This is a genomic window from Paenibacillus tritici (genome assembly GCF_018207515.1).
Taxonomy (GTDB): Bacteria; Bacillota; Bacilli; order Paenibacillales; family Paenibacillaceae; genus Paenibacillus_AQ; species Paenibacillus_AQ tritici.
Genome location: NZ_CP073365.1, coordinates 4,652,932 through 4,676,454, shown reverse-complemented (window position 1 = coordinate 4,676,454; position 23,523 = coordinate 4,652,932). Strand labels below are relative to the sequence as shown.

Here is a 23,523-nt window from a genome sequence, read left to right as displayed (position 1 = left end):
CGCTAAGATGTTAACCACAGGGGGAAGCTATATGAAATGGTTCGGAAACTTGAAAACAGCCACAAAAATTGTCTCTGCTTTTCTGATTGTCTCTTTAATACTGGCCGGACTTGGAGTCTACTCGATCTTATCCCTGCGCAGCAGTAACCAGAATATGAAGGAGATGTACAGCAATAACCTGATTTCTGTCAGAGATCTATCGGCTGCCGAGATCAGCTATCAGCTTAACCGGGTCTATACGCGGGATATGAGCAACACCACTGATGCTGTCAAGATTGCCGATTACGGGGACAAGATTGCGGCAGGCCGTCAGGATATTGTCCAGAAGGTGGACAACTACCGGCCGCTTGCGACTACCGCACGGGAGCAAGAGCTGCTGGCCGATTTTGACAAGGAATATGAAATCTATGAAAAGCTGTTTGATGAAGCGCTCGTTCTGGCAGGGCAGGATGATACGGCAGCATTCAATACCTTCCTGAACACCAAGCTGACCTTACAGGGGCAGAACGTGCTGAGCAATCTGGATGGCCTGATCAAGGTGAATGTTGAACTGGCGGAGGAAGCGAACAGCCATTCACAGTCTGCCTATTCTACGTCCCTCATCCTTACAATGTCGGTGGTCATTGCGGCTGTCATCCTTAGTATCCTCATTGGTTATCTGATCGCAAGGTCGATCTCCAGGCCCCTGATGAAAATGCTGCATCTGGCCACTGAGGTGGCGAACGGTAATCTGACGCAGCAGTCGGATATTACCACCAAAGATGAGGTAGGACAGCTGGCGGCGGCACTCAACCGGATGGTTGATAACCTGAAGGAATTAATCAATGGAATTGTGATGAATTCACAGAGCGTAGCCGCCTCTTCCGAACAGATCTCAGCAAGCACTCAGGAGATTGCCGGAACCAGTACGAACCAGTCTGCAGCCGCTACCAATATTACCGAGCTGTTCAAGGAGCTGTCGCTGGCGATTGACTCGGTGGCCTCCAGTGCCGAGGAAGCGGCTGAGCTCTCCAATGAGACTGTACGCACAGCCCGGGAAGGCGGATATGTGGTCGAGACTTCGCTGCAGGGGATGCAGACGGTTAATCAGCAGATGAAGCAACTGGAAGACGACTCCAGCAAAATCGGAGATATTATCGAAGTCATCGACGATATCGCCGAGCAGACCAATCTCCTGGCCCTGAATGCAGCGATTGAGGCTGCACGTGCCGGAGAACAGGGCCGAGGCTTCGCGGTGGTGGCCGATGAGGTCCGTAAGCTGGCCGAGCGCAGCAGCGATGCCACGAAGGAGATTACGAAGATCATCAAATTAATGCAGGAGAATACGAAGCAGAGCGTCCGGGCGGTAGCGGAGAGTGTGGAGCAGTCTACGATGACCAGCCAGGCTTTTGAGCAAATTATAAGTATGGTGAACAATTCCTCGCTTAAGGTTAATGAGATTGCTGCGGCCTGCGAAGAGGAATCCGCCCAGGCTGCTGAGGTGATGAGCTCGGTTCAATCCATTGCCGCCTCCAGCGAGGAGTCTGCAGCGGCTTCTGAGGAGACGGCAGCTACCTGCCAGGCTCTGGCTCTGTTATCTGAGGACTTAGCCCAGTCGGCTGCTGCCTTCAAGACCCATTAATCCTACAAACTGAGGTGAAGTTATGTCATCCTTACAGAAGGAACAATATATCGAGCTTGCTGTAGGAGCCGAGACCTGTGCCATCCGTATTGAAGAAATTCATGAGATTATCAAAATGCTCAGCATTACAGATATCCCCTTCAGCCGGAATGAAGTGAAGGGTGTCGTCAATCTGCGCGGGAAAGTGGTCTGTGTCATGAGCCTGCGCAATCTGCTGGGCATGGCTGATGAGCCATACACCCGGAATACAAGAATTATTGTCGTCAACTACCGGGAGGAATTCGTTGGACTCATTGTAGACAAGGTGAACAAAGTGACTACGTATACCGAAATTCATCCCCCCACAGGCGGACATAGCCGGGGCCGTGATGCGGTGTTCCACGGAGTGGGTCAACGGGATGACCAGCTGGTTGGTATTTTGAAGCTCGAAGAAATATTGGGCGGTTGAAAAGGGGAACAAGCAATGATGATGGAACTGTCTGCCTACCGCGATATATTTATAGAAGAGCTGAATGAGCAGTTGGAGCGGATCGACCAGTCGCTGCTCGCTCTGGAGCATGCTCCGACCGCGGAGCTGATTCAGACGATATTCCGGGCAGCCCATACGATCAAAGGCTCGGCATCGACGATGGGCTTCCGCGAGATGAGTGATCTCACACATGAGGTGGAATATGCGCTGGAATGGGTGAGGGAGAAGAAGCCGGAGATTACCGGCATTCTGATCGACACGCTTTTCCGGGCGCTGGACGCCATGAAGCTGCTGCGCAGCCAATATGTCAGCGGCGGGGATTTCACGGATTGCAGCGCAGTGGTTGCGGAGATCAAGGCATTGATTAATAAGCCGGCCGAAGCGCAGCCGGTGCGACTTCCGGTCTTGAATGAAGCGCAGAGGCTTCAGGCGGAAGAAGCTGTCGCAGCGGGTTATGCGCTAGTGTCCCTTACGGTGACCCTGAAAGAAGACTGCCTGATGAAGGCAGCCCGGCATTACATCCTGCTGCAGCGTATTGAAGAGGTCTGCGGGCCGGTGATCGCTACTGCATTAGCACCGCCGCCAGCGCCAGGAGCCGATGAAGATGTACGCTACAGCCAGTTTGCTGTAGTGGCAGCGGCATCTAAGGAGATTGAGCAGGTATCCGAACAGCTTACGGGTGAGACGGATGTGGTGAGTATGGTTATCGCGCCGTTCCTGCCTGTATCTCCGGCAGGAGCGAACACACAGGCCGCGGCAGAACCGGCGCAGGCTGAGTCTCAAGGCTCTTCCCAAGGCAAAGAACGGTCCCATGGGGCACAGGCAACGGTCCGGGTGAGTGTCGAGCGGCTGGACCACTTGATGAACCTGGTGGGGGAGCTGCTCATTGAGCAGACTTCCCTGGCCAACCTCAGCGCTACGGGACAACGGAATGATCCGGCCAAGGTTCTGCCTGATATTGGCTCTGTATCGGATCACATGGGCGGTATTATCAAGGAGCTGCAGGAAGGCGTGATGAAGACCCGGATGCTGCCGATTGATCAGCTGTTCAACCGGTTTCCGCGTCTGGTCAGGGATCTGGCCCAGAAGCTGGGGAAGGACATTGAGCTGCAGATTCAGGGAGGCGAGACTGAGCTGGACCGGATCATTATCGAGGAGCTAAGCGATCCGTTAATCCATTTGATCCGCAACAGCGCCGATCACGGGATCGAGAGCCCGGAGGTCCGGACGCAGCAGGGCAAATCCCCGAAAGGCCGGATTACGCTGACCTCTTTTCATGAGGAGAATCAGGTCGTTATTCGTCTGGAGGATGACGGTCAGGGCATTGATGCCGCCAAAATCAAAGCCTCTGCGCTAAGCAAAGGGATCATCACTGAAGAACAGGCGGGATACTTAACGGCACAGGAGGTCGTGAGCCTGATCTTCGAGCCCGGCTTCTCCACCGCTTCTGAAGTCAGTGAAGTGTCGGGCCGCGGCGTGGGGATGGATATTGTACGCAGTCAGATTGGACGCCTTAACGGGATTATAGATATTGAGACAGAGCCGGGTGCAGGCACAGTGTTTATTATCCGTCTGCCGCTTACGCTGGCTATTATCAAGGGCCTGCTGGTCAATGTGTCCGGGCGCGTGCTGATTCTGCCAATGTACAACGTGGCTGAGATTGTGCGGATCTCCCCCGAGGAGATTCAGGTTGTCCAAGGGGAACAGGCGATTATCAACCACGGGCGGATTGTGCCGCTCTCCTGGCTCCGGGACAAGCTGCATTATCCCCGTACAGAGCGCCGCTCCAAGACCATCCCGCTGGTCATCGTACGATCTGTCGATAGAATTGCCGCTTTTGCCGTCGATGAGATTATCGGCAATCAGGAGGTGGTCATCAAGTCTTTGGGCGCGTATCTGGGAACGATGAACCATCTGTCCGGGGCAACGATCCTGGGCAACGGGCGGGTGGCCCTGATTCTGGATGCCTCCTATCTGGTTAGCCATTAAAAGAGTTGCCGCCGGGAAGATGCAGTGAATAACGGGTGTCATAACAAAAACCGGAGGGGCCGCAGATTGCTGCGGCTCCTCCGGTTTTGAGGTTCAATTAGTGACGGAAGGAGATGCCGTCTACTTCGGGCGTCTTTTGGGACTCTTGAACTGCAGCTCAAGGGCCTGCTGGTTTAAATGCAGCTCATCCATATAAGCCTTGATCTTAAGCTGTAGCGTATGGAGCATTTCAGTGTGCATATCATCAATACGGTCTTCGATACAGAAAGCTGAACAAGCCAGATAACCGTCTGTATAGGATTTGGTGTCATCCATTACCGTATTCAGTTTCTCTTTGTATATCCGCTTGACCGGACCGCTCTCCGGCTTGATCTCATAATAGCGGCTCGTTTCCACCAGCAGCCGCCAATGGCTGACCTCGACCCCGCATTCATCTTTCTCCAGCTGCACGGTAACTTTGAAGATTTTAATCGGACTATTCATGTGGATGTTCCATTCTTATTGGGGATTCAGAGATTATAGCACGCAGGCGCTGCCTTGCCCACTGGAAGATTATTATAGTATATTTTCACAGCATCGTTTAGAATGAATCCAATATTGTCCAAATGGGGCAACAGGTTAATCCACTATAAAGGAGACGAAATATGAAGAACACCGCTGCAAAAGGACATCCGGTTATCTACTCGCTGTTATGGGGAGTGGTCCTGACCCTGGCTGTATCCATCGCTTCCGCTGTAGCCACAATTCAGGAGTTCGGCGATATGGGGATACGGAATGCCCAGGCCTGCGCCTTCCTGGTGATGGCGATTATTGTTACTGTATATATGAAAAGAAAGGATTCCTCGCTCCTGAGCTTCGGCTTCCGCAAGCTGGAGGCCAAGCCGTCCAGAGCGGTGTTGTTCTACATCCCCCTGCTGATTCTTGCGGTGGCCCAGCCGCTTATGAACGGCATCAATCTGGAGTTGACTGCTCCCGAAGTCATCAGTATTGTAATTATGACCCTGCTGGTAGGGTACACCGAGGAATCTATTTTCAGAGGAATTATCAGACATAACCTGAGATTCAAAGGTCCGTTATTCTATATTGTGTTCTCTTCTCTTTTCTTTGGAATTCTACATATGGCCAATGCGCTTGGCGGAAATGATCTCATACATACGCTTCTCCAGGTGATCAATGCCCTGCTGCTGGGCTGTGTGCTCGCCTTGCTGATCGAGGCAGGCCACAATATTATTCCTCTGATCGCTTTTCACTTTCTCTATGATGCGCTTGCGATGGTCAGCAATGAGAACCTGGAGCAAGAGGTGCTGATTGTATCTGTCCTGAATATCCTGTATCTCATCTATGGTATTTATCTGTTAATGGTGCTGACCCGCAGACATAGGAATCATACTCTTACTATGTAGACTTTACCGGCCGGAAAGGAGGGTGAATCCTCTGGCCGGCCGGTTTTATCCCTGACAATGATAGCGCATACATTTGAAAGCGCAGCTATTGGAAGTAAATAATCTGTAACCGGAGTAATTTTTCGAGAGAGGTACGTTATTCATGGGCATCCTGAAATTTCGTGTATTCTACGGGAATATGCAGGTTTTTGAAAGTTTAAATTTGAATCTGCCTGGGGTATAATGTAGACATCACCACAAGGAACCACAGCAAGTCTTCACAGGTGGACCCGCAGGTGATCGCCTCATTCCTAAATTTAGCAATGAATGAAGGAAAGGAGAGAATCCCGATGTACTAGCGTTAGCGAAGCGTGCCGGAATCGGCTGCTGATAGAGAGGGTGGATGATAACATCTTCTGGCAGATCGTGGGTATGCGGGAACCCAGGAAGTTAATCTTTTTTGAAGAAGAACCAAATGCTATTCATTCAAGCAAGAGATGATCTTGCGGAAGAAAGAGCGTGATTCCAATGAAAAAGGTTAGCGAAGCGTACGAATACGATTCTTCACAGTAGGAAAAGCGTCCGTGAAAACGTTTTTCGTGAAATCGTGTACGCGGGAATTCACCCCATATGCAGGACATGGAGCAACACTCCGGACAGGAGCGAACGGGCAACACGGAAACATGAATAATTGAACAAACACCATGTCAGGGATATGGCTTTTGTTACTTGGAGGAAATGATTGAATTGAATACGGTAAACAACACATGAATCCCCGTGCCTTAAGCAATCAGGCAGCGGGGATTCGTGCGTATATACATAATGGCCCCCGGGACTTGCCCGGGAATTCCACATCAATCAGGCGCAAGCTTAAATAGATCCCAGTAAAGGTACGATATAGTCACGGAACACATCTGCCGGAGGATTATTCTTCCCGCGCTTGTTATCCTGGGTCAGCACAGTGACAAGCTGAAGCTCCGGCACTACATATATGAATTGTCCGGCATACCCGCGGGCGTAATAGTAGTCTACCAGACTGGATTCTCCGGCTGCTGAGCTGCAGGACAGGGCATCTGTCCACCAATGCCAGCCATACCCTCCGTGACGGGGAGGCTCCGTGTGCATGACTGGCTGTACTGAACGTGCAGCCCGACTGCCGGAGATAATCTGCGAATCCTTCCATATCCCCTGCTGCAAATAGAGCTGTCCGAAATTCAGCAGGTCTACAGGACGCAGCTTCAGCCCGAAGCCGCCGGTATGGATGCCCTGGGGGTCCGATTCCCAGTCATAGTCCCGGATGCCGAGCGGTCCGAAGAGAACCTGTTCGGCATAGCTGGCTGTGCTCTGCCCTGTGGCCTGTACCAGAATCGACGATAGCAACTGTGAAATCCCCGAGTTATACTCCATGCGGGTTCCCGGCTCATCTGCGAGGGGCTGCTCCAGCACATAATTCACCCAATGGGGCGAACGGGTCATCTTCGGGAAGGAGTTGGCACCGCCGAACTCGGTCCAGCGAAAGCCGGCGGACATCGTTAGCAGCTGTTCGAGCGTAATGTCCTGCTTGCGTGGATCAGCATCACGCCGGACCTGCGGGAAGAACTCGCGGAGCGGCGCCGCAGGGCCGGGAAGCAGACCTTGGTCCATGGCGATGCAGATTAGCGCGGAGAGTATGCTTTTGGTACAGGAATTGATCTTCGCCAGCTCGGAGGCCGTCTGCTGATCCCGGTAATGCTCGAAGATCAGCTTGCCTTGCTGCTGAATCAGACAGCTTCGCTGCTTCAGCGGTGCAAGCGAGGCCGATAGTGTGGACAGGTTCATAGGGAATTATCCTTTCGGTAATATACACAGCCACCGCGTGGAAGGTGGCCGTGCGATCTAGTACAGCAGCAGCTTGCCCTAACTAGTGAACATCAATTGGGCACATTGCTGGCTGAGGGTTTGCCGTGCACCGAACAATTATGGTACAAGCGGTATGCTAACTAATTGCACTTTGTACATCTAAATCGTCTAATTTACCACTACTGATGTGTTTAGCTGTATTCGGTACAATTAAACTACCCTATGTACCTTGGTTCGCACCCATTCAGGCAGATTTAGATGTACAGGCTACAGCTATAAGAGGCAATCCTTACTTTTCGCTGTTTTTAGTTGCACGTAATACAATTATCCCCCAAAATGCGCCTCAATCTTAAGTGGTCTGGGCATTTCTTATATAATAGTGGACATCCCGATTGATGGATTTCCCTGTATTATCTCAATCTAATGCAAGGATGTCCAATTCATGCTGCACCTTGACTGGAGATCTCTATTAGCCGCAGCTTAGTTAGGAAGCGCTATTGCATTAGAGACGACACCGAAGGTGGAGCCTTTAATATAAGCCTGATTCTGCAGAGCTTCCAGCTGTTTAGCAGTACCGGTTACGACTACACCAATAATTGTAATATCGCCCGGTTCCAGAATATCATTATCCCCGGCCAGGCTCTCATGAACCTGATCTGCTTCCCAGGTGAAGTTCTTGCCGTGCTTCCGCAGCTGTTCGACACTGTTAATGAAGGAGTCCACACCACCATAGGGGGCAAACTGCTCTCCATGGAATCCGTAGATGATCATCGAATCAGCTGCGATAGTCTGGCGCGTTTCTTTTAGGTATTTTTTATAAGAGGGAGTATAGGCATCCGTCCATAACCAGACAGGCTGCAGCCCGGCAGGCAGAAGCTTCTGCGTCTCATCCAGCGTATAGGATTGGTCAAATGACAACGCCATCTCCACAAGTGTGCCATCGCCCAGCTGCTTCAGCAGACGGATGCTGTCCTCATACGAATCATACTGGATCTCAGGATGATAAAAGACCATTTCCCGGTCACCGGTGGCTGAGTTGTAACGGAGGTTTGAGGAGGAAGAGCGCAGCTTTTCCGGCGGTGAAATCGCTCCAAATGCGCCATATCTTCCGGTGGAGCGGCCCCATAAATTATATGATTCCTCGATGGTCTCCCAAATATAAGGTTGGTTGCCTAGCCATTTGTAAGTCTGATTGTACGTTTCACCTCCGAAGCTATCCAATTTCAATGACTGGTTGCTGATGTGCACATTGGGTGCACTGATCTCGTTTTTCCAGAGAATTTCAGATTGTACCTTGTCTCCCTGGTTCAGTCTCAAGTGGTAGAGGCCATACCAGATAACGGCAAGTATAACCGGGGTCACAACCGCAATGATTCCAATGGTCTTCAGGGTGGAGCGGAGTCTGGCTTTTCTGATGAGCTGCTGAGTCTTTTTCCCTCCGAGAATGAACGGGTCCTGCTCCTGATTCTGTTCCATTTAAATGCCCTCCTTATAATGTTTGATGAATTGGTTTTTGGCGCGTGTGACATGAGTCTTGAGCGTGTTCTCATTCATACCGTACAGGGAGGAGAGCTCCTTATAGGTCAGATTCAGCTCATATTTGAGAATTAGCAGTTCCTGATGCTGCTCAGAGAGTACAGCAAGGGTGTCGCGGATAGTCTGTGCGGTTTCCCGCCTCAGCAGCTGGATCTCCGGCAGATGGGTCAAGGAAAGAAGCTGAATATCGTCAGCATCAACCGTAGGATGGCGTTTGTCTTTTCGCTTAAGGTCATAGAACTGATTCGTCGCGACCCGGAACATCCAGCCCATAACCTGCTTGGAGCCGATCCCGTCCTGATAGACCAGATATTTGTAACAGGTGTCCTGAACGATATCTTCAGCGTCCTCGCGGGCAAGTCCGCGTTTCCTCAAATACCGGTATAGCAAAGTTCCCGCTTGCTGCAGAAAGTGATGTATGGTGTCTTTGGCCATGTCTTGCCCCCTTCCCTTATACAACGCCAAGCTCCGTGAAAAGTTTACAGCAGCTCTAAATTGAATCTTTGTGAAAAAAGACACAAATTCGTGAAAATTATCACGTTGTATTCATAAAATTTTAATATATAATAAAGTTAACTAAAAGAAACAGGGGGAATTAAAATGAAATTATTCAAAGTATTAGTAGTAGCAGGGGTATCGGTAGCATTGTTGTCGGGTTGCGGAGCCAAAAATAACGAGACTACAGGTGGAGCAGCTACTACAGCACCGGCTACCACTGAGCAAGCGGATGCTGTAACTTCAGCTTCCATCGTGAACCAGGCAGACGCCTTCACTACAGCAGTTAGCGACAAGGGAACCTGGATTGTTGCCGTGCTGAACGATCTGACTGTTGACAAGGATGTAGTTGTTGCAGGCGAATTCCATGACAAGAATGATACAGCTAAGCCAATCTACCGTAAGCTTGCCCTGTACGCACAGGATGCAGACCACAAGGTTACAGCTTCTTACACCCTTACAGCACCGAAAGTAACCGTACAGAGCGAGAACTTCCGCGTTCAAGGCGGCACGATCAAAGGTGACGTTTATGTAGAAGCTAACGGATTCAACCTGTATAAGGATGCTACCATTGACGGCAACCTGTACTTCTCCAGCGAAGATGTGAAGGCAACAGCAGTCCTGGAAGGTAAAGTTACCGGAGCTACTGAAGTTAAATAATATAAATTGCTTCGTATCAATATAATAGATAGAAACGACATAAGCCAGTAGACTGGGGCCTTTCAGGACCTTGTCTGCTGGCTTTTTTGTAATCTGCCCGGAAATATTCTATAGTAGATGGAAGAGGTTGTAAGCGCGAACACTTGGGACAGGGGATGCATCTATTCATGAAAACTACACGGAGATGGGGGATAGCTGCCGGGGTGATTCTAGCTTCTGTAGCGGTACTCTATCTATTATTGTATATGTATGAAAGACCCGGCGGATGGTCTGACCAGCGGATGTCGCACTCCCTCGGACTGAAGCAGACACTCCAAATCCCGCTTGGCGCAAGTCCGGAGGAAGCGGTTGAGTTATTCCGCCATTCCGACTCTATGACCGTCATTCATCAGGAGCCTGTTGCCAGAGGGAAGCTAGTGTTTCTTGCCCGTGCGGGCCGGCAGGAAGGCAGTGATCTTCAAGTAGAATATGTCCGCAAAACCTGGCTCGGTTGGAAATGGGTCTGGGGAGCAGGCTATGGAATGAGCAAAGATCCTTCCGCTTCGGCGATCAACTACATGAGGGTGCCTGAGCTGGAGCAAATCTCCACGCCTTTTCCCATGCTGTTCGGTGAGGTGCTGGACCCGTCCATTCAGCATATTGTGGTTCAGCAGAAGGAAGCCGGGATAGATAAATCCGAAGCGAAGCTGATTCAGGCGGGGCCAGGCCGGACGATTTGGCTGGCTTTTCAACCGGCTACAGCGGGTGTTCCGTTTGAGATTGAAGGCTTGGATGAGAACAGGGAGATCATCGTCTCCAAAGTCATTACAGATATCCGGGACAGCGGCTCGATTGATTCCACCCGGCGAATGCAATGATATATCTTACACCAACTACAACATTCTATTTGGAAAATCCCGCTTGATCATAATAGGTTGCATTCATGGCAGTACCTCTCCTTCATCCAGCTGATAAGGGGGTAATGTGTAACACTCGTTTGAAAAGCGGACGAAGACTCCGGCTCCCGTACCTGTACGGTTTGCCGGAGTCTTTGTCTATTAAAGGACCGCTTTTCCGGCGGGATACAGAGATTATACCGGACATGCAAATACTGCGGAATCAGCACATAGAAAAGGATGTGGAATCTTGGATTTGCATTTTAATGAAGACAATATGGAGCTGTAACTTGAAAACCAGGTAAGGAATTCCAGTGTTTTGTCGAAATCTGTTCAGATTTTGTTCACATCCTTTGATTAACATGGTTAAAGGCACAGATCTGTGTGCCAGAGATAGCTTAGGTCCGGGAACTGGCGTAAGGAATGCTATGTTTGACCGTTAGCTTTCTCCCCTTGAGCAGTCTGACATACTGTCAGCAGTTCTTAACCGGCAGGCCAAAGGAGGGATTCATGGGAGCGATCTTGGAGTGCTGTTTCTAACAAGAGGATGGCCCTGTTTTTGACGGAAGAAAGCTGAGCTTGCTGTAAGGATTCAGAGATTAGCAGAGTTATATTTGCCAGACTTGTATTTCAACAATAAAGAGTTCTGTTTGGAGCTCGAGATAGCGATTTACCCAAAAGGAACCGTCTGCCTTTGATCTCCTCGAGCTGTAAACAAGGACTACAGAAGGGGCGGAAGGTGAAAGATGGATTTACATGCACAACGTAAAGGATGGTGGAACAGGCCGTTGAAGGCCTTGCTGTCGCTGACGCTGGTGGCGAGCGGATTCTCAGCGGCAGTTGCGCCAGCGAAGGTGCAGGCGGCCAGCGGAACTCCGGGCGGAGGTATGCAGGCGCCGGTTTTATGGCTGAAGGCGGATGATGGCGCGTCGGCTGCAAATGGAGGATTAACAGGCTGGGAGGATCGTTCTCCTGACCCTGTAGCGTTCACGCTCGACCTTCCGAATGGAGCAAAAGTTCCGCAGTACAATGAAAGCGGAGTAAACTTCAATCCGAGTGTGAAATTTGCGAATCCTTTAAGCGCATATCATTATATTCCTTCAGCGAAGCTGCTGGGTGACAAAGCGATTACCTTCCGCTCAGGGTACACGGTGTACAAATGGCCGGAGTCGGGAAGCGCAGGTGTACTCGTTGGCAGCTCGGATCAGAAGAGTTCCAACGGTGTAATTGTTATGGGCGGCTACGCTAATAATGTCAGTACCGGTCCGGGTTTGGCCAATGTATATAGCTATGTTCCTTCCACGGTTCGGGACAGACACCAGCTTGTGAATTATCAGATAGGGGAACCGGGTCATACCGCCGCCATTGATGGAAAAAGCACAAATGTGTCAGGAGGTTCGTTCACTCCCTTCTCATTCACTCCTTCCATTGGAGCGACTAACGCGCCCGCCCAGTATAACTGGTCAGGTCTAAATGCGGAAGTGGCGGAAATTATTTTGTATGACACCATCACAAGTGCTGATGCAGCGAAGATTGAGACGTATCTGGCTGTAAAATACGGGATCACTTTAAACCATGATTATGTTGGTACAGACGGTACACTTCTGTGGAGCAAAACAGCCAATGCGGCGTATCATCACAATGTGGCGGGCCTCGGCAAAGACAATCTGGAAGAGTTGGACCAGAAGCAGAGCCGAAGCATTAATAAAGATACACAAGTGGCGATTGGTCTGGCTGGGCTTGCTGAAGCAAACAGTGGAAATACAGCTGTACTTGCAAACGGACAATATCTGATCTGGGGGGATAACGGCAAACCGGTTAAGTTCACCGGACAGCTTGGCTCGACGGATTGGTATCAGGCCGAACGGATCTGGAAGGTTCAGAACAACGGAAGTGTGGGAGAGGTGGAGATTGCCATTCCGGCAACGGCTGCCCCGGAAACGGTCAAGCTGCTGGTGAGCGATACGGACACCGACTTCGCACAAGCTACTGAATACGAATTAAGTCCAATCACACTCGGCAACGTACCTCACTATGCTGTGAAAGTAACGTTGAAGGATGGACAATTCTTCACTTTTGCAGCGGAGGCTCCTGAACTACAAGAGGGCTTGCTCGAACAGGTTGCGGGAGGTGGGCATGAGATCGTACTCACCTTCGACCAGGAGATGGCAACGGGTAATTTGGCTGGCTTCAGTGTTCAGATCGCGGACACAGCCGTACCTATCGGGAGCATCACCTACAGAGTGGACCCTGCCGATCCTAAGAAGCTGATTTTGACGCTGCCTGAGGGAACGGATGTTAAAGGGAAGACTGTGAACGTGGACTATAATGGCACGGGTTCGCTCAAAAGCACTTACGGAGCTCCTGCGAAGCCGTTCACGGTGAGTCCAAAGGATCAGTTCATTGACTCGCTCCAAATCATCCAGCCTACGGGGAGCTTGGTCACTGTTCCTAAGCCTGAGATTACAGGGGAAGCCGAGCCGGGTTCTGCCGTTGCGATTGTAATCAAAGATAAAGACGGTCATATTGTGACTGGTGCAGGCGGAAATGCCGTTGTGGAAGCGGACGGGAAGTGGTCATTCACCCCGGGCGACAACTTACAAGATGGTGAGTACACTATTGAGGCGACAGCCACCAAGGGCGTCAAGTCTGCGGTAGCCACCAAGGGAATTACGGTTAACGTCCCGGTGCCGACACTTGTCATTACAGCTCCTGGAGGTGAGATGGTAACCGATACCACGCCAGAGTTCCAGGGAACGACAGATCCCGGAGCTACGGTAACGGCTATTATCAAAGATCAGGACGGGCATACCATCGGAACCCCGACAGTAACTGTAAAAGCGGATGGCACATGGAGTTTTGAGCCGGAAGAGGCACTGCCGTATGGCAAATACACGGTAGAAGTGACTTCAGCCAAAAACGGAAAAACCAACATGGCCTCCAAAACGATTTCCGTAGTAGACAAGAGCAAGCTGCAAGCGGAAATGAACTTGTCTTCCACGTTGGACGAGGAAGACTACACAACCGGAAGCTGGACGAGTTACGAGTCCAAGCTGACGACCGCGCAAGCGGTACTGGGAAGCGCGACTGCGACGCAGACCGAAGTGGACACCGCACTGGCGGAGCTGACGGCAGCGCGTGAAGCACTGGTGCTGAAACCAGTGGTGGACAAGAGCAAGCTGCAAGCGGAAGTGGATCGGTCTTCCACGTTGGACGAGGAAGACTACACAACGGGAAGCTGGACGAGCTACGAGTCCAAGCTGACCACCGCGCAAGCGGTGCTTGGAAGCGCGACTGCAACGCAGACCGAAGTGGACACGGCACTGGCGGAGCTGACGGCAGCGCGTGAAGCGCTGGTGCTGAAACCAGTCGTGGACAAGAGCAAACTGCAAGCGGAAGTGGACTTGTCTTCCACGCTGGAAGAGGAAGACTACACAACCGGAAGCTGGACGAGCTATGAGTCCAAGCTAACCACCGCGCAAGCGGTGCTGGGAAGCGCGACTGCGACGCAGACCGAAGTGGACACGGCACTGGCAGAGCTGACGGCAGCGCGTGAAGCACTGGTGCTGAAGCCAGTGGTGGACAAGAGCAAGCTGCAAGCGGAAGTGGACTTGTCTTCCACATTGGATGAGGAAGACTACACAACGGGAAGCTGGACGAGTTACGAGTCCAAGCTGACGACAGCGCAAGCGGTGCTGGGAAGCGCGACTGCGACGCAGACCGAAGTGGAAACCGCACTGGCGGAGCTGACGGCAGCGCGAGAAGCATTGGTGGAAGTTCCTGTGGTACCAGTGGTGGACAAAACCAAGCTGCAAGCGGAAGTGGACTTGTCCGCTATTCTGGACAAGGAAACCTATACGCCAGCAAGCTGGGCAAGCTACGAGTCTATGCTGACGACAGCGCAAACGGTGCTGGGAAGCACCACTGCCACGCAGGCAGAGGTGGACGCGGCATTAGAAGCATTGCAAGCGGCTTACGGGGCATTGGTTGCAAAGAGCGGATTGGTGAATATTACGCCATCCTCTGGCATGATTCAGCCAAGTGTAACGGCGAGCGTATACGAATACAGTCTTATCGTGGAGTACAATGTCTCCGAGCTTCAGCTGACATTGGCAGCTGCTCATCCGGGGGCAGCCATTACGGTTAACGGCCAGGCTGCCGGGACGGGGCAAGCAAGTGCTGCGGTGACTCTGAATGTAGGCGATAATACCGTAACCATCGTAGTTCGGGAAACGGATGGCAGCGACAAGACGTACACGGTTACCGTGAGACGCCAATCCGCGCCTATTGAGCCTAATCAGCCTTCCCAGACGCCTTATGTCCCTTCTAATACACCTACACCGGCCCTACCGGTAGTAGAGAGAATAACGGTAGATGTCGAGGCCACAGGGTATGGAATTGTTGCAAAAACTGAAATTGAAAGAATGACAAATAACGATGGCAGCAAGAGTGATAAAGTGACGTTTACCACGGCTAAAGCTCTTGAAGCGGTTGAAAAGACATTAGCTGCCCGTTCGACAAGTGTACGTATTGTCATTCCGGACAAACAGGATATTGTAAAAGATGTCCGGGTGGAGTTGCCGGATGCGGCAGTGAAAGCTGTACAAGATGCCGGTCTAAACCTGGAAATCTATACGGACAACGGAATGATTACTATTCCGAATGCTTCGCTTAGCGGCCTGAACCCGAATCTGTATTTCCACCTCATTCCTGTCAAACAGGAAAGCGAGCGTAAGCAGGTCGAAGAACGGGCCAGAACCGAGGAGTTGGTCCGCAAGGTACTGAACAACGGCAATGTCTATGTGGTAGATCGTCCCATGACGATTGAAACCAATATGACAAGCCGTCCAGTGACCATCACATTGCCATTGAACAGCAGTCATGTACCGGCAGAGGCAAGTGCAAGAGAAGCTTATCTGTCGAAGCTGGCCGTGTTCATTGAACACAGCGATGGGGAACGGGAGTTGGTGAAGCCCGCCGTTGTAGCTTATGGGGACAACAAACTGGGACTGTCCTTCACCATCGGGAAGTTCAGCACCTTCACTATTCTTAATCTGGATAACGGGGCTGCCGGAAGCCATCGCGCTTATATGGTCGGTATGCCGGACGGAACATTCAAGCCGGAGAACGCGCTGACCAGAGCGCAGGTCGCCATGATTCTATACCGGGTGCTGGAGCTGCAAGGTGCAAACGCAGCCCAATATTCGGATGTCTCAGGCAGCCACTGGGCAGCAGAAGCCATCCGTCAGGTTACAGGCGCCGGACTGATGAAGGGCATGACAGATGGAAGCTTCAGACCGGAGCAGGGCATCACCAGAGCGGAAATGGCAGTCATCATTGCGCGCTGGAAAGCACTCTCAGGTACAGGAGAACACAGCTATAACGATGCCCTTGGCCATTGGGCAGAGAAGGCAATCGGCCAAACGAAAGAGGCCGGTTATATGGAAGGCATGACGAATGGCAGATTCCAGCCGGATAAAGCCTTGACCCGTGCCGAGGGAGTTACTGTATTTAACCGTATTTTGGAAAGAGGACCGCTGTACGGGGAGACCGTTCCATTATGGTCCGATGTGCCGACGATCCACTGGGCGTTCCATCAGATTGAGGAGGCATCCCAGGATCACAGCTACACAAGCCGGCCGGAAGGCGGCGAGATGATTATCAAGCAGTAGGTATACAGTTGTAGGCTTACAAAGGAAGGGCTGTCCAAGTCATGAGAATGACGAGGGCGGCCCTTTCTTGTTTGTGTTCCTATCGTGGATAACGAAATGCATCAAATGACCGTGCCTGTTAGCCCAACTGCAGCATATATTCATAAGCCGTGATGCCGAAGACACTTTTGAAATGACGGTTCAGATGGGTCAGGTCTGTGAAGCCGTAGTCTGCTACAGCGGAATAGATGTCCCTGTTCTTCTCGATGAATTGCTTGGCGTGTTCGACCTTGCAGTTCAGGAAGAATTGATAGGGTGAGGTTCCGGTATGGGCTTTGAACTCGCGGATGAACTGGTATTTGGATAGGTTTAACTCCCGCGCGAGGTCGTCGAGCTTCAGTACCTGGTCCAGGCTGCAGTACATCATTTCTTTGGCTTTGTTGACAAAAGCATTGTTAATCCGCCGCGGCGTCTGTATTTCCGTATGGGACAAGCGGTTGGCGAGCCGGATAAGCAGTTCGCTGCTAAGTGACTCGTCGGCCCCGCTCTGGACAGCGTGACTGAGGTTACAGATGCAATGTGCCAGCTCCCTGTCATAGACGATCGGAGTGGTGAAGTGCAGTTCCTGTTGGCCCAGAAGCTCAGCCATCAGGTGAGGCTTGATATACAGCATGACGTAGTCAATGCCTGCCCGGTCGTAAGAGCTGCCGTCATGAATCTGCTCCGGGTTAAACAGCATAACCCCGTTCCTGTGCGAAGCCTGGAAGCTGCCGTCCAGTGTATATTGCTGAATGCCGCGCAGGGTAACGCCTACGGCGTATTCTTCGTGGCAATGCTTTTTGTAGGTGAAATCTGTCATGCTGGCCGATAAGGCGAGGATCTCTGCTGACTTTTTATAATTGAATTGCTCCACTTGAATCACCGCCGCTCTATATAATACCGGATACCATTACAGCAGAGTATACTAGAAAAAGAGCCATTAGATTATTCATTATCCGCTGATGCCGCTGCAGTAAGCTCTTGAATACGGAGCCGAATATGACCCAGGCAGTAAAGGCCAGGAAACCGATCACAGTAATAACTATGACGAAGAGGAAGGCTGCTGCGGGTGAGCTATAATAGGGCATAACATAACTTGGGATCACAGTCAGTGTGAACAGTAGCACCTTCGGATTGGCGAATTGCATCACCAGCCCGGAGAGGAAGCCGGAGGCCTGCCGGCCCGCGGCTTCAGAACGGCCCATCCTGTACACCTGATAAGCAAGGTAGAGCATATACAGGCTGCCGATGAGCTGCATGACGCCGAGAAGATGCGGGAGAATGCCCGCCAGCAGGCGGTTCAGCAGAGCGGATGCGGCAAGAAGCAATCCGAACGCGAGTGTGGCTCCGCCGACGTATCCCATTGTTTTCCTGGCCCCATAGTGCTGCACAGAGGAGAGAATCACAATATTGGTCGGGCCGGGTGTGAAGGTAACCACAATACAGTAGATGATGAAAGAAAGGATATTCATGAGGACCTCCGGTGTAAGTAGTTCCATGAATATACACCGGGACCGGGAATGGCTATAGTACATTATTGCAGCTCGCTATTCCATTAGCCGAGAGCACTCCATATTGTCAATATCCCCATCACCATGATGAATGATCCTATCCATAAGGCCACTGCCCCTCTGAAGCGCATGGAGCTGATGTAGGCTTCACTGGGTTCACTATCTCCTTTCGTTTTCCAGCCCTCACTCATCTGCCAGGTGAAGGTGGGGTGTCTGCGCACATATAAGGCAAATAAGTTGGTTGCTATTCCGAATAACAAGACGAAGATTCCGGTAAAAGTTTCGATGATAATCAGCTCCTCAGTAGGTTCAAATGTTTAGCCGTTAGTATCTAATACGTTACTTGGCTTAGGGGAGGTTTCACAATATTGTATTCCCCTCAAACAACCTCCGCACCTGCTGCGCCATCTCTTCCGGAGTATGCGGCATCCGGTTCTGAATCCACCACTCGACAGTACCCACGAAAGCTGAAGCCATGAAATGGGCAATGAGCTGCTTATCCATTTCTTCAGGAACAGACTTCTTCGTCTCCAGCTTATGAATTACATTCGCCGAGACAATCTCCAGCAGGCGTTCACGGAAGATTGTGGTTCTCTGGTTGGCAAGCATAGCGGAGAAGAACAGGAAGTTCTGTTCGAAATAGCGAAATACCGGCTTCATTTCGCGGATGAGTCCAACATCTCCATCCGGAGTGCGGGTCATATTGCAGGATAGGAACATTGTGCCCAGGTGTTCCTCAATGCATCTGTTGAGCAGATCATATTTGTCGGTGTAGTGGAGATAGACGGTCCCCCGGTTTACATTCGCCCGTTCCGCGATCTCGTTAATTGTGATTTGTTCCAGCTCCTTCTCGGCAAAAAGCTCCAGAAAGGCTCTGTTAATCGCTTCTCTTGTTCTCAGAATCCGTCTGTCTGTCTTGATTCCGGTACCCATGATGATGAACCTCCTCCAGTTAATGAACACATGGCCTGCGCTTGTTGCATATAGGACATTTCCGCTTACATTAGCGATTGAATAGCCATCTCATCTCTATATAATAATAATCAACACCAGTCAGATAATCAACACGAGTTGAATAAAAGGAGAGGTCACAAGTGAATAACAAACCATCCAAGGTAATCATCATTACGGGAGCTTCAAGCGGTATAGGTGAAGCTGCAGCCCGGCTGCTGGCTCAAACAGGCGCAAGGCTCGTCTTGGCAGCCAGAAGAACAGAGCGCCTGCAGACCATCGTCAGTGAAATTGTGCAGGAAGGCGGTGATGCAGTATATCTGCAGACCGATGTAACTTCTGCGGAGGAGCTGGAGAAGCTGGCAAGGTTCGCACTGCAGCAATACGGACGGATCGATGTACTGGTGAATAACGCCGGAGTAATGCCCGCATCCATGCTGCAGGAGCTGAAGTTACACGAATGGGATCAGATGATTGATGTCAACATCAAAGGCGTGCTGTATGGCATCGCTGCCGTTCTGCCGGTTATGAGGGAGCAGCAGTCGGGGCATATCATCAACCTGTCCTCGGTAGCAGGTTATAGCGTAAGTCCATCATCTGCGGTATACAGCGCCACCAAATATGCCGTCCGCGCCATCTCCGAGGGATTGCGGCAGGAAGAATCCCCAACTTCACACATTCGCTCGACCATTATCTCGCCGGGGATGACGGATACAGAGCTGGCCCATACGATCAGCAGTCCGGAAATCCGGGCGATGGCGGGCCAGATGAACAGCATGGCAATATCTCCTTACAGTATTGCCAGAGCAATTGTATATGCGATTAATGAACCTGAGGATACCAGTGTGAATGAGATTGTGGTCAGACCGACGATCCTGCCTTAAAAGGAGTCTATGGGGAATGAAATAGAGGAAGCTCACCGGACAAAATCAGAGCGAACGGATACAGTCCAGCAGGACCACAGCCAAATCACAGGATAAGGCGAGCAAATCCATAGTGTCACAGTCTTCATGACAGCCTGGCACAAATAACTCATCAAGCTCCCGGCTCGAATGCGGAGTAATAGCGCTTGAATAGGGCAGGTAGATGGAGTGGAACCAATCCAGCATTTTCGTTTCTTCAGCCATGGCCAGCATTTCAAATTCCGGATGTAGCGGAATGATGCTGGCCTCTTCTATAAACCGGGATGCACGTATATCCGGTTGATTCGCTATGAATTTTAAGGTGATTGTATATTCAACCAGCATACGCAGAATGTTGCCGGCTTCTGCCGGGTAACCGGAATTCAGCAGCAGGCGCAGTGCGGGCATCGACTGGCGGAAACGGCTGATGAAGTAATAAGCGATATGGGACATCAGATTTTGCGGAAAAGGCTGTTCAATCAGGCAGGCCTCCAGCAGGCAGATCATCTCCTCATACGTAACCGCAGGTTCCCCATCTGTTCCCGCACTGGCCATCAGTAGCTCTTCCTCGTGCATTCCACTCACCTCTTCCTTCCCTCTTACCGTCATTCAGCTGCCGGACGGGTCTCTAACTCCACTGTAATCTATGAAACGCCTTCCATGTCAAACGCTTTATTTGTGGTCTGAATCTAACGCATTCCGGCAGTTTGAGGTAAAATTAACAGGAGTGTAAGGGGTATGCAGCAAGCATGGGAAGGTGGAATTATGGCGAATATCAAAGATATTGCGAAGCTGGCCGGAGTCTCGGTCACAACGGTGTCCCGTGTTCTTAACGGCCATCCTTATGTAAGCAAGGCGAAGAGGGAAGCTGTTCTGCAGGCCATGGAGACGGCTGATTATGAACGTAATATTAATGCAGTACATCTAAGCAGGGGCAGGACGAATCTGATAGGGGTGGTCGTTCCCTATATCACGCGGCCGTATTTCGGGATGGTCGTGGAAGGAATAGCGGATGAGGCTATCAAGGATAATTATAAGCTGGTGCTGATTCAGTCCAACTATGAAGCAGAGCGGGAGCTGGATGCACTGATGATGCTGAAGCTGAAGCAAATTGATGCGCTGATTATCTGTTCGCGGACCTGCAGCTGGGAGATTGTTGACGATTATGTGCAGTATGGGCCTATAATTGTCCTGGAGGACGGCAGGGGACATCAGGTGTCCTCCATATTTATGGATCATTATCAGAGCTTTACCCGTGCGCTTACCTATTTGAGGGGCAAAGGTCATTATAAGATCGGCTATTGCCTGGCCAGACAGTCCAGTCCTAACAGCAATTTAAGGGAGGCGGCCTACCGGGACTTCTATATGAACCGGAATGAAGCCTATAACCATGACTATATGTTCTATGATTGTGTGCAGCTGGAAGACGGGGAATGGATTATGCAGCGGATTCTGAAGATGGACGACCCTCCAACTGCACTGCTGGTTACCAGTGATCAGGTGGCGGCGGGAATTCTGTCCTTTTGCCGGGAGAATGGGATTGAGGTGCCGGGTCAGCTTGCCATTGTAGGGTTCGACAATCAGCCGATCGCCAGAATGATGCATATCACGACCTTCGAGATCCCGCTGGTGGAGATCGGACGGAGGGCTTTGCTGCAGGCGGTGGACGGAAGCCAGGCCCATGAAGAGATTCATTTGAACCTGATTGAGCGGCAGACCGTATGAGTGATGGCTACAACCTGCCCAAGCCTTTGTCAATTCATCAATGTGAAGTATAATTATCCAATTGGATTAATGAATAGCAATACTGCTGAAGGAGAGTCCCTATTGTTCAAAATTATGCTGATCGAAGACGACATCACTCTGTTTGGGGAGATTAAGGAAAGGCTGGCCCAGTGGTCTTATGAGGTGTACGGGATTACGAATTTCGGCAAGGTCCTGCAGGAATTCACGGAGGTGAAGCCGGATCTGGTGGTGATAGATATTCAGCTGCCGCAGTTCGACGGCTTCCACTGGTGCCGGATTCTGCGCAGCCACTCCAACGTGCCGATTATCTTCCTCTCCTCCCGTGATCATCCGAGTGATATGGTAATGTCCATGCAGCTTGGAGCAGATGACTTCATCCAGAAGCCCTTCCACTTTGAAGTGCTGATTGCCAAGATTCAGGCTACGCTCCGCCGGGTCTATAATTACAGCAAGGATGGAACGGAGCTGAAGACCTGGCGCGGAGCAGCGATTGAGTTCGTGAAGAATACGGTCACGGCGAGTGAGGGGGTGGCCCTGCTGACGAAGAATGAGATGCTGATCCTCAAAATACTGCTTGAGCACAAGAACCGTATTGTGGAGCGTGAGGAGATCATCAAGAGCCTGTGGGACAACGAGCATTTTGTCAGCGATAATACCCTGACCGTGAATGTGAACCGGCTGCGCAAAAAGCTGGAACCGCTGGGGCTGGAGTCTTTCATTGAGACCAAGGTCGGGCAAGGGTATATAGCGACCGAAGAGGCGGCAGAATGATAAGGAAATACTTCACCGAGAAGCGAAGCTGGCTGCTGCTGCTGGCCGTCCTGCAAGCGATCATTATCTTCGTGGCCTATGTGGATTCCTCGATTCCCTTGCTGCCGGTCCTGTATATCGTAATGCTGAACACGCTGCTCTGCCTGGCCTTCGTCTTCCTGAGATACCCCCGGGAGACCCGGTTCTATAGAAGCCTGGAAGCCTGGGATCAGATCTACGACCTTCAAGCGGTTGTGGAGCCGGGAAGTCCGATGGAGCAGATTGTGCTGGAGGCGGTGAGCGCCCAGACGGACCGCTACAAGCGTGAATCCTCCGTCAATTATCAGCTGCTGGAGTCGGAGAAGGACGAGCTGCTCTCCTGGATTCACGAGGTCAAAACCCCGCTGACCGCGATGCAGCTCATGATTGAACGTCTGACGGATGAGACACTTCAGCGGCAGCTGATGTACGAATGGCTGCGGATTCACCATCTGCTGGACCAGCAGCTGCATCAGAAGCGGATTCCGTTTATCCGCAATGACCTGTTCATTGAGAAGGTAAGTCTCGCGCCTATCCTCAATAAGGAGATCCGGGCGCTGAAATCCTGGTGCATCTCGAAGGGAATCGGGTTTGACGTGGACCTTGAGGCGGAAGAAGTGCTGACAGACGGCAAATGGCTGGCCTTCATGCTCAGGCAGCTCCTGACGAACGCCGTGAAATACAGCGAAGCCTCAGATATCCTCATTAGAAGCAGCGAAGCAGACGGTCATGTCGTACTGGTCATAGAAGACAGCGGACAGGGCATTGACCCCAGGGATCTGCCGCGGATCTATGATAAAGGGTTCACCTCCTCGCGTGTACGCCAGGAGAGTGCGGCCACCGGAATGGGGCTGTATCTGACCCGGCAGGTTGCAGAGCCGCTGCAGATCCGGCTTCACGCCGCATCCACCCCCGGGCAGGGTAGTGTGTTTACGCTGACTTTTCCAAGAGAGAACGACTTTCAGCGATTGACCGGCATGTGACAATAGTGTCACATGCTTCTTCCATTTGTTCGGCGAAGCGCAGGAAAATGAACCTCCACCCGCTTATGATAGAGCTATAGAAAAG

Annotated in this window: 20 protein-coding genes; 11 read left to right on the top strand and 9 right to left on the bottom strand. The window is 51.3% G+C overall.

Annotated features, from left to right (window positions below; all coding sequences use genetic code 11):
• Positions 1 to 31: 31 nt before the first annotated feature.
• The 3 genes from KDC22_RS20255 to KDC22_RS20245 are packed head-to-tail and all read left to right on the top strand — an operon-like array spanning position 32 to position 4,079.
• Positions 32 to 1,621: a methyl-accepting chemotaxis protein gene (locus KDC22_RS20255; protein ID WP_211720142.1), complete on the top strand. Its 1,590-nt coding sequence runs from the start codon at positions 32 to 34 to the stop codon at positions 1,619 to 1,621.
• Between the two features lie 22 nt (positions 1,622 to 1,643).
• A complete protein-coding gene (locus KDC22_RS20250; protein ID WP_211720141.1) occupies positions 1,644 to 2,069 on the top strand; it encodes a chemotaxis protein CheW in 426 nt (141 codons plus the stop codon).
• A 15-nt stretch (positions 2,070 to 2,084) separates the two neighbouring features.
• Positions 2,085 to 4,079 carry a chemotaxis protein CheA gene (locus KDC22_RS20245; protein ID WP_246552783.1) on the top strand — a complete coding sequence of 665 codons (1,995 nt, stop codon included), beginning with the start codon at positions 2,085 to 2,087 and terminating at the stop codon, positions 4,077 to 4,079.
• A gap of 120 nt (positions 4,080 to 4,199) precedes the next feature.
• Here KDC22_RS20245 and KDC22_RS20240 read toward each other — a convergent pair whose 3' ends face one another.
• Positions 4,200 to 4,562, bottom strand: coding sequence for a hypothetical protein (locus KDC22_RS20240; RefSeq protein WP_211720140.1), 363 nt, complete (start codon positions 4,560 to 4,562; stop codon positions 4,200 to 4,202).
• A 161-nt stretch (positions 4,563 to 4,723) separates the two neighbouring features.
• Between KDC22_RS20240 and KDC22_RS20235 the strand changes: the two genes are divergently transcribed.
• A complete protein-coding gene (locus tag KDC22_RS20235; RefSeq protein ID WP_211720139.1) occupies positions 4,724 to 5,482 on the top strand; it encodes a CPBP family intramembrane glutamic endopeptidase in 759 nt (252 codons plus the stop codon).
• A gap of 849 nt (positions 5,483 to 6,331) precedes the next feature.
• On the opposite strand, the gene KDC22_RS20230 is transcribed toward KDC22_RS20235, so the two are convergent.
• From KDC22_RS20230 to KDC22_RS20220, 3 genes are all read right to left on the bottom strand, one after another.
• The gene (locus KDC22_RS20230) at positions 6,332 to 7,279 is read right to left on the bottom strand and encodes a serine hydrolase domain-containing protein (RefSeq protein WP_211720138.1); all 948 of its coding nucleotides are present in this window, start codon (positions 7,277 to 7,279) and stop codon (positions 6,332 to 6,334) included.
• 501 nt (positions 7,280 to 7,780) lie between these two features.
• The gene (locus tag KDC22_RS20225; protein WP_211720137.1) at positions 7,781 to 8,776 is read right to left on the bottom strand and encodes an anti sigma factor C-terminal domain-containing protein; all 996 of its coding nucleotides are present in this window, start codon (positions 8,774 to 8,776) and stop codon (positions 7,781 to 7,783) included.
• Positions 8,777 to 9,271, bottom strand: a complete 495-nt coding sequence (locus KDC22_RS20220; protein WP_211720136.1) for an RNA polymerase sigma factor — start codon at positions 9,269 to 9,271, stop codon at positions 8,777 to 8,779.
• A 165-nt stretch (positions 9,272 to 9,436) separates the two neighbouring features.
• Here KDC22_RS20220 and KDC22_RS20215 point away from each other — a divergent pair, with 165 nt between their 5' ends.
• The 3 genes from KDC22_RS20215 to KDC22_RS20205 all read left to right on the top strand — a co-directional run bounded on the left by KDC22_RS20215 (position 9,437) and on the right by KDC22_RS20205 (position 16,538).
• A complete protein-coding gene (locus tag KDC22_RS20215; protein ID WP_211720135.1) occupies positions 9,437 to 9,991 on the top strand; it encodes a hypothetical protein in 555 nt (184 codons plus the stop codon).
• A 167-nt stretch (positions 9,992 to 10,158) separates the two neighbouring features.
• Positions 10,159 to 10,848 carry a hypothetical protein gene (locus tag KDC22_RS20210; RefSeq protein ID WP_211720134.1) on the top strand — a complete coding sequence of 230 codons (690 nt, stop codon included), beginning with the start codon at positions 10,159 to 10,161 and terminating at the stop codon, positions 10,846 to 10,848.
• A 764-nt stretch (positions 10,849 to 11,612) separates the two neighbouring features.
• Positions 11,613 to 16,538, top strand: a complete 4,926-nt coding sequence (locus KDC22_RS20205) for a DUF8202 domain-containing protein (protein WP_211720133.1) — start codon at positions 11,613 to 11,615, stop codon at positions 16,536 to 16,538.
• A gap of 118 nt (positions 16,539 to 16,656) precedes the next feature.
• Here KDC22_RS20205 and KDC22_RS20200 read toward each other — a convergent pair whose 3' ends face one another.
• The 4 genes from KDC22_RS20200 to KDC22_RS20185 form a co-directional block, all read right to left on the bottom strand.
• Entirely contained in the window at positions 16,657 to 17,430 is a 774-nt protein-coding gene (locus tag KDC22_RS20200) for an AraC family transcriptional regulator (protein WP_211720132.1), read from the bottom strand.
• A gap of 16 nt (positions 17,431 to 17,446) precedes the next feature.
• The gene (locus KDC22_RS20195; RefSeq protein ID WP_211720131.1) at positions 17,447 to 18,028 is read right to left on the bottom strand and encodes a LysE family translocator; all 582 of its coding nucleotides are present in this window, start codon (positions 18,026 to 18,028) and stop codon (positions 17,447 to 17,449) included.
• 83 nt (positions 18,029 to 18,111) lie between these two features.
• Positions 18,112 to 18,327, bottom strand: a complete 216-nt coding sequence (locus KDC22_RS20190; protein ID WP_246552781.1) for a DUF6199 family natural product biosynthesis protein — start codon at positions 18,325 to 18,327, stop codon at positions 18,112 to 18,114.
• A gap of 100 nt (positions 18,328 to 18,427) precedes the next feature.
• Complete coding sequence (locus KDC22_RS20185) at positions 18,428 to 19,000, bottom strand: TetR/AcrR family transcriptional regulator (protein WP_211720130.1); 573 nt, start codon at positions 18,998 to 19,000, stop codon at positions 18,428 to 18,430.
• Positions 19,001 to 19,161: 161 nt separating this feature from the next.
• Between KDC22_RS20185 and KDC22_RS20180 the strand changes: the two genes are divergently transcribed.
• Positions 19,162 to 19,902: an SDR family oxidoreductase gene (locus KDC22_RS20180; protein ID WP_211720129.1), complete on the top strand. Its 741-nt coding sequence runs from the start codon at positions 19,162 to 19,164 to the stop codon at positions 19,900 to 19,902.
• A 45-nt stretch (positions 19,903 to 19,947) separates the two neighbouring features.
• On the opposite strand, the gene KDC22_RS20175 is transcribed toward KDC22_RS20180, so the two are convergent.
• Positions 19,948 to 20,496 carry a DUF5677 domain-containing protein gene (locus KDC22_RS20175; protein ID WP_246553761.1) on the bottom strand — a complete coding sequence of 183 codons (549 nt, stop codon included), beginning with the start codon at positions 20,494 to 20,496 and terminating at the stop codon, positions 19,948 to 19,950.
• Positions 20,497 to 20,685: 189 nt separating this feature from the next.
• Here KDC22_RS20175 and KDC22_RS20170 point away from each other — a divergent pair, with 189 nt between their 5' ends.
• The 3 genes from KDC22_RS20170 (at position 20,686) to KDC22_RS20160 (ending at position 23,438) form a co-directional block, all read left to right on the top strand.
• A complete protein-coding gene (locus KDC22_RS20170) occupies positions 20,686 to 21,645 on the top strand; it encodes a LacI family DNA-binding transcriptional regulator (RefSeq protein ID WP_211724117.1) in 960 nt (319 codons plus the stop codon).
• Between the two features lie 102 nt (positions 21,646 to 21,747).
• Positions 21,748 to 22,437, top strand: coding sequence for a response regulator transcription factor (locus KDC22_RS20165; RefSeq protein ID WP_173132802.1), 690 nt, complete (start codon positions 21,748 to 21,750; stop codon positions 22,435 to 22,437).
• The gene (locus KDC22_RS20160; RefSeq protein ID WP_211720127.1) at positions 22,434 to 23,438 is read left to right on the top strand and encodes a sensor histidine kinase; all 1,005 of its coding nucleotides are present in this window, start codon (positions 22,434 to 22,436) and stop codon (positions 23,436 to 23,438) included. Before KDC22_RS20165 ends, KDC22_RS20160 begins: the two co-directional genes overlap by 4 nt.
• Positions 23,439 to 23,523: the final 85 nt, after the last annotated feature.

Excerpts from the sequence above, each read along its gene's own strand:
- KDC22_RS20195 (WP_211720131.1), bottom strand. The coding sequence starts at position 18,028 with ATGAATATCCTTTCTTTCATCATCTACTGTATTGTGGTTACCTTCACA.
- KDC22_RS20245 (WP_246552783.1), top strand. The coding sequence starts at position 2,085 with ATGATGATGGAACTGTCTGCCTACCGCGATATATTTATAGAAGAGCTG.
- KDC22_RS20235 (WP_211720139.1), top strand. The coding sequence starts at position 4,724 with ATGAAGAACACCGCTGCAAAAGGACATCCGGTTATCTACTCGCTGTTA.
- KDC22_RS20230 (WP_211720138.1), bottom strand. The coding sequence starts at position 7,279 with ATGAACCTGTCCACACTATCGGCCTCGCTTGCACCGCTGAAGCAGCGA.
- KDC22_RS20160 (WP_211720127.1), top strand. The coding sequence starts at position 22,434 with ATGATAAGGAAATACTTCACCGAGAAGCGAAGCTGGCTGCTGCTGCTG.
- KDC22_RS20220 (WP_211720136.1), bottom strand. The coding sequence starts at position 9,271 with ATGGCCAAAGACACCATACATCACTTTCTGCAGCAAGCGGGAACTTTG.
- KDC22_RS20250 (WP_211720141.1), top strand. The coding sequence starts at position 1,644 with ATGTCATCCTTACAGAAGGAACAATATATCGAGCTTGCTGTAGGAGCC.
- KDC22_RS20255 (WP_211720142.1), top strand. The coding sequence starts at position 32 with ATGAAATGGTTCGGAAACTTGAAAACAGCCACAAAAATTGTCTCTGCT.
- KDC22_RS20240 (WP_211720140.1), bottom strand. The coding sequence starts at position 4,562 with ATGAATAGTCCGATTAAAATCTTCAAAGTTACCGTGCAGCTGGAGAAA.
- KDC22_RS20175 (WP_246553761.1), bottom strand. The coding sequence starts at position 20,496 with ATGCACGAGGAAGAGCTACTGATGGCCAGTGCGGGAACAGATGGGGAA.
- KDC22_RS20185 (WP_211720130.1), bottom strand. The coding sequence starts at position 19,000 with ATGGGTACCGGAATCAAGACAGACAGACGGATTCTGAGAACAAGAGAA.
- KDC22_RS20225 (WP_211720137.1), bottom strand. The coding sequence starts at position 8,776 with ATGGAACAGAATCAGGAGCAGGACCCGTTCATTCTCGGAGGGAAAAAG.
- KDC22_RS20215 (WP_211720135.1), top strand. The coding sequence starts at position 9,437 with ATGAAATTATTCAAAGTATTAGTAGTAGCAGGGGTATCGGTAGCATTG.
- KDC22_RS20210 (WP_211720134.1), top strand. The coding sequence starts at position 10,159 with ATGAAAACTACACGGAGATGGGGGATAGCTGCCGGGGTGATTCTAGCT.
- KDC22_RS20205 (WP_211720133.1), top strand. The coding sequence starts at position 11,613 with ATGGATTTACATGCACAACGTAAAGGATGGTGGAACAGGCCGTTGAAG.
- KDC22_RS20170 (WP_211724117.1), top strand. The coding sequence starts at position 20,686 with ATGGCGAATATCAAAGATATTGCGAAGCTGGCCGGAGTCTCGGTCACA.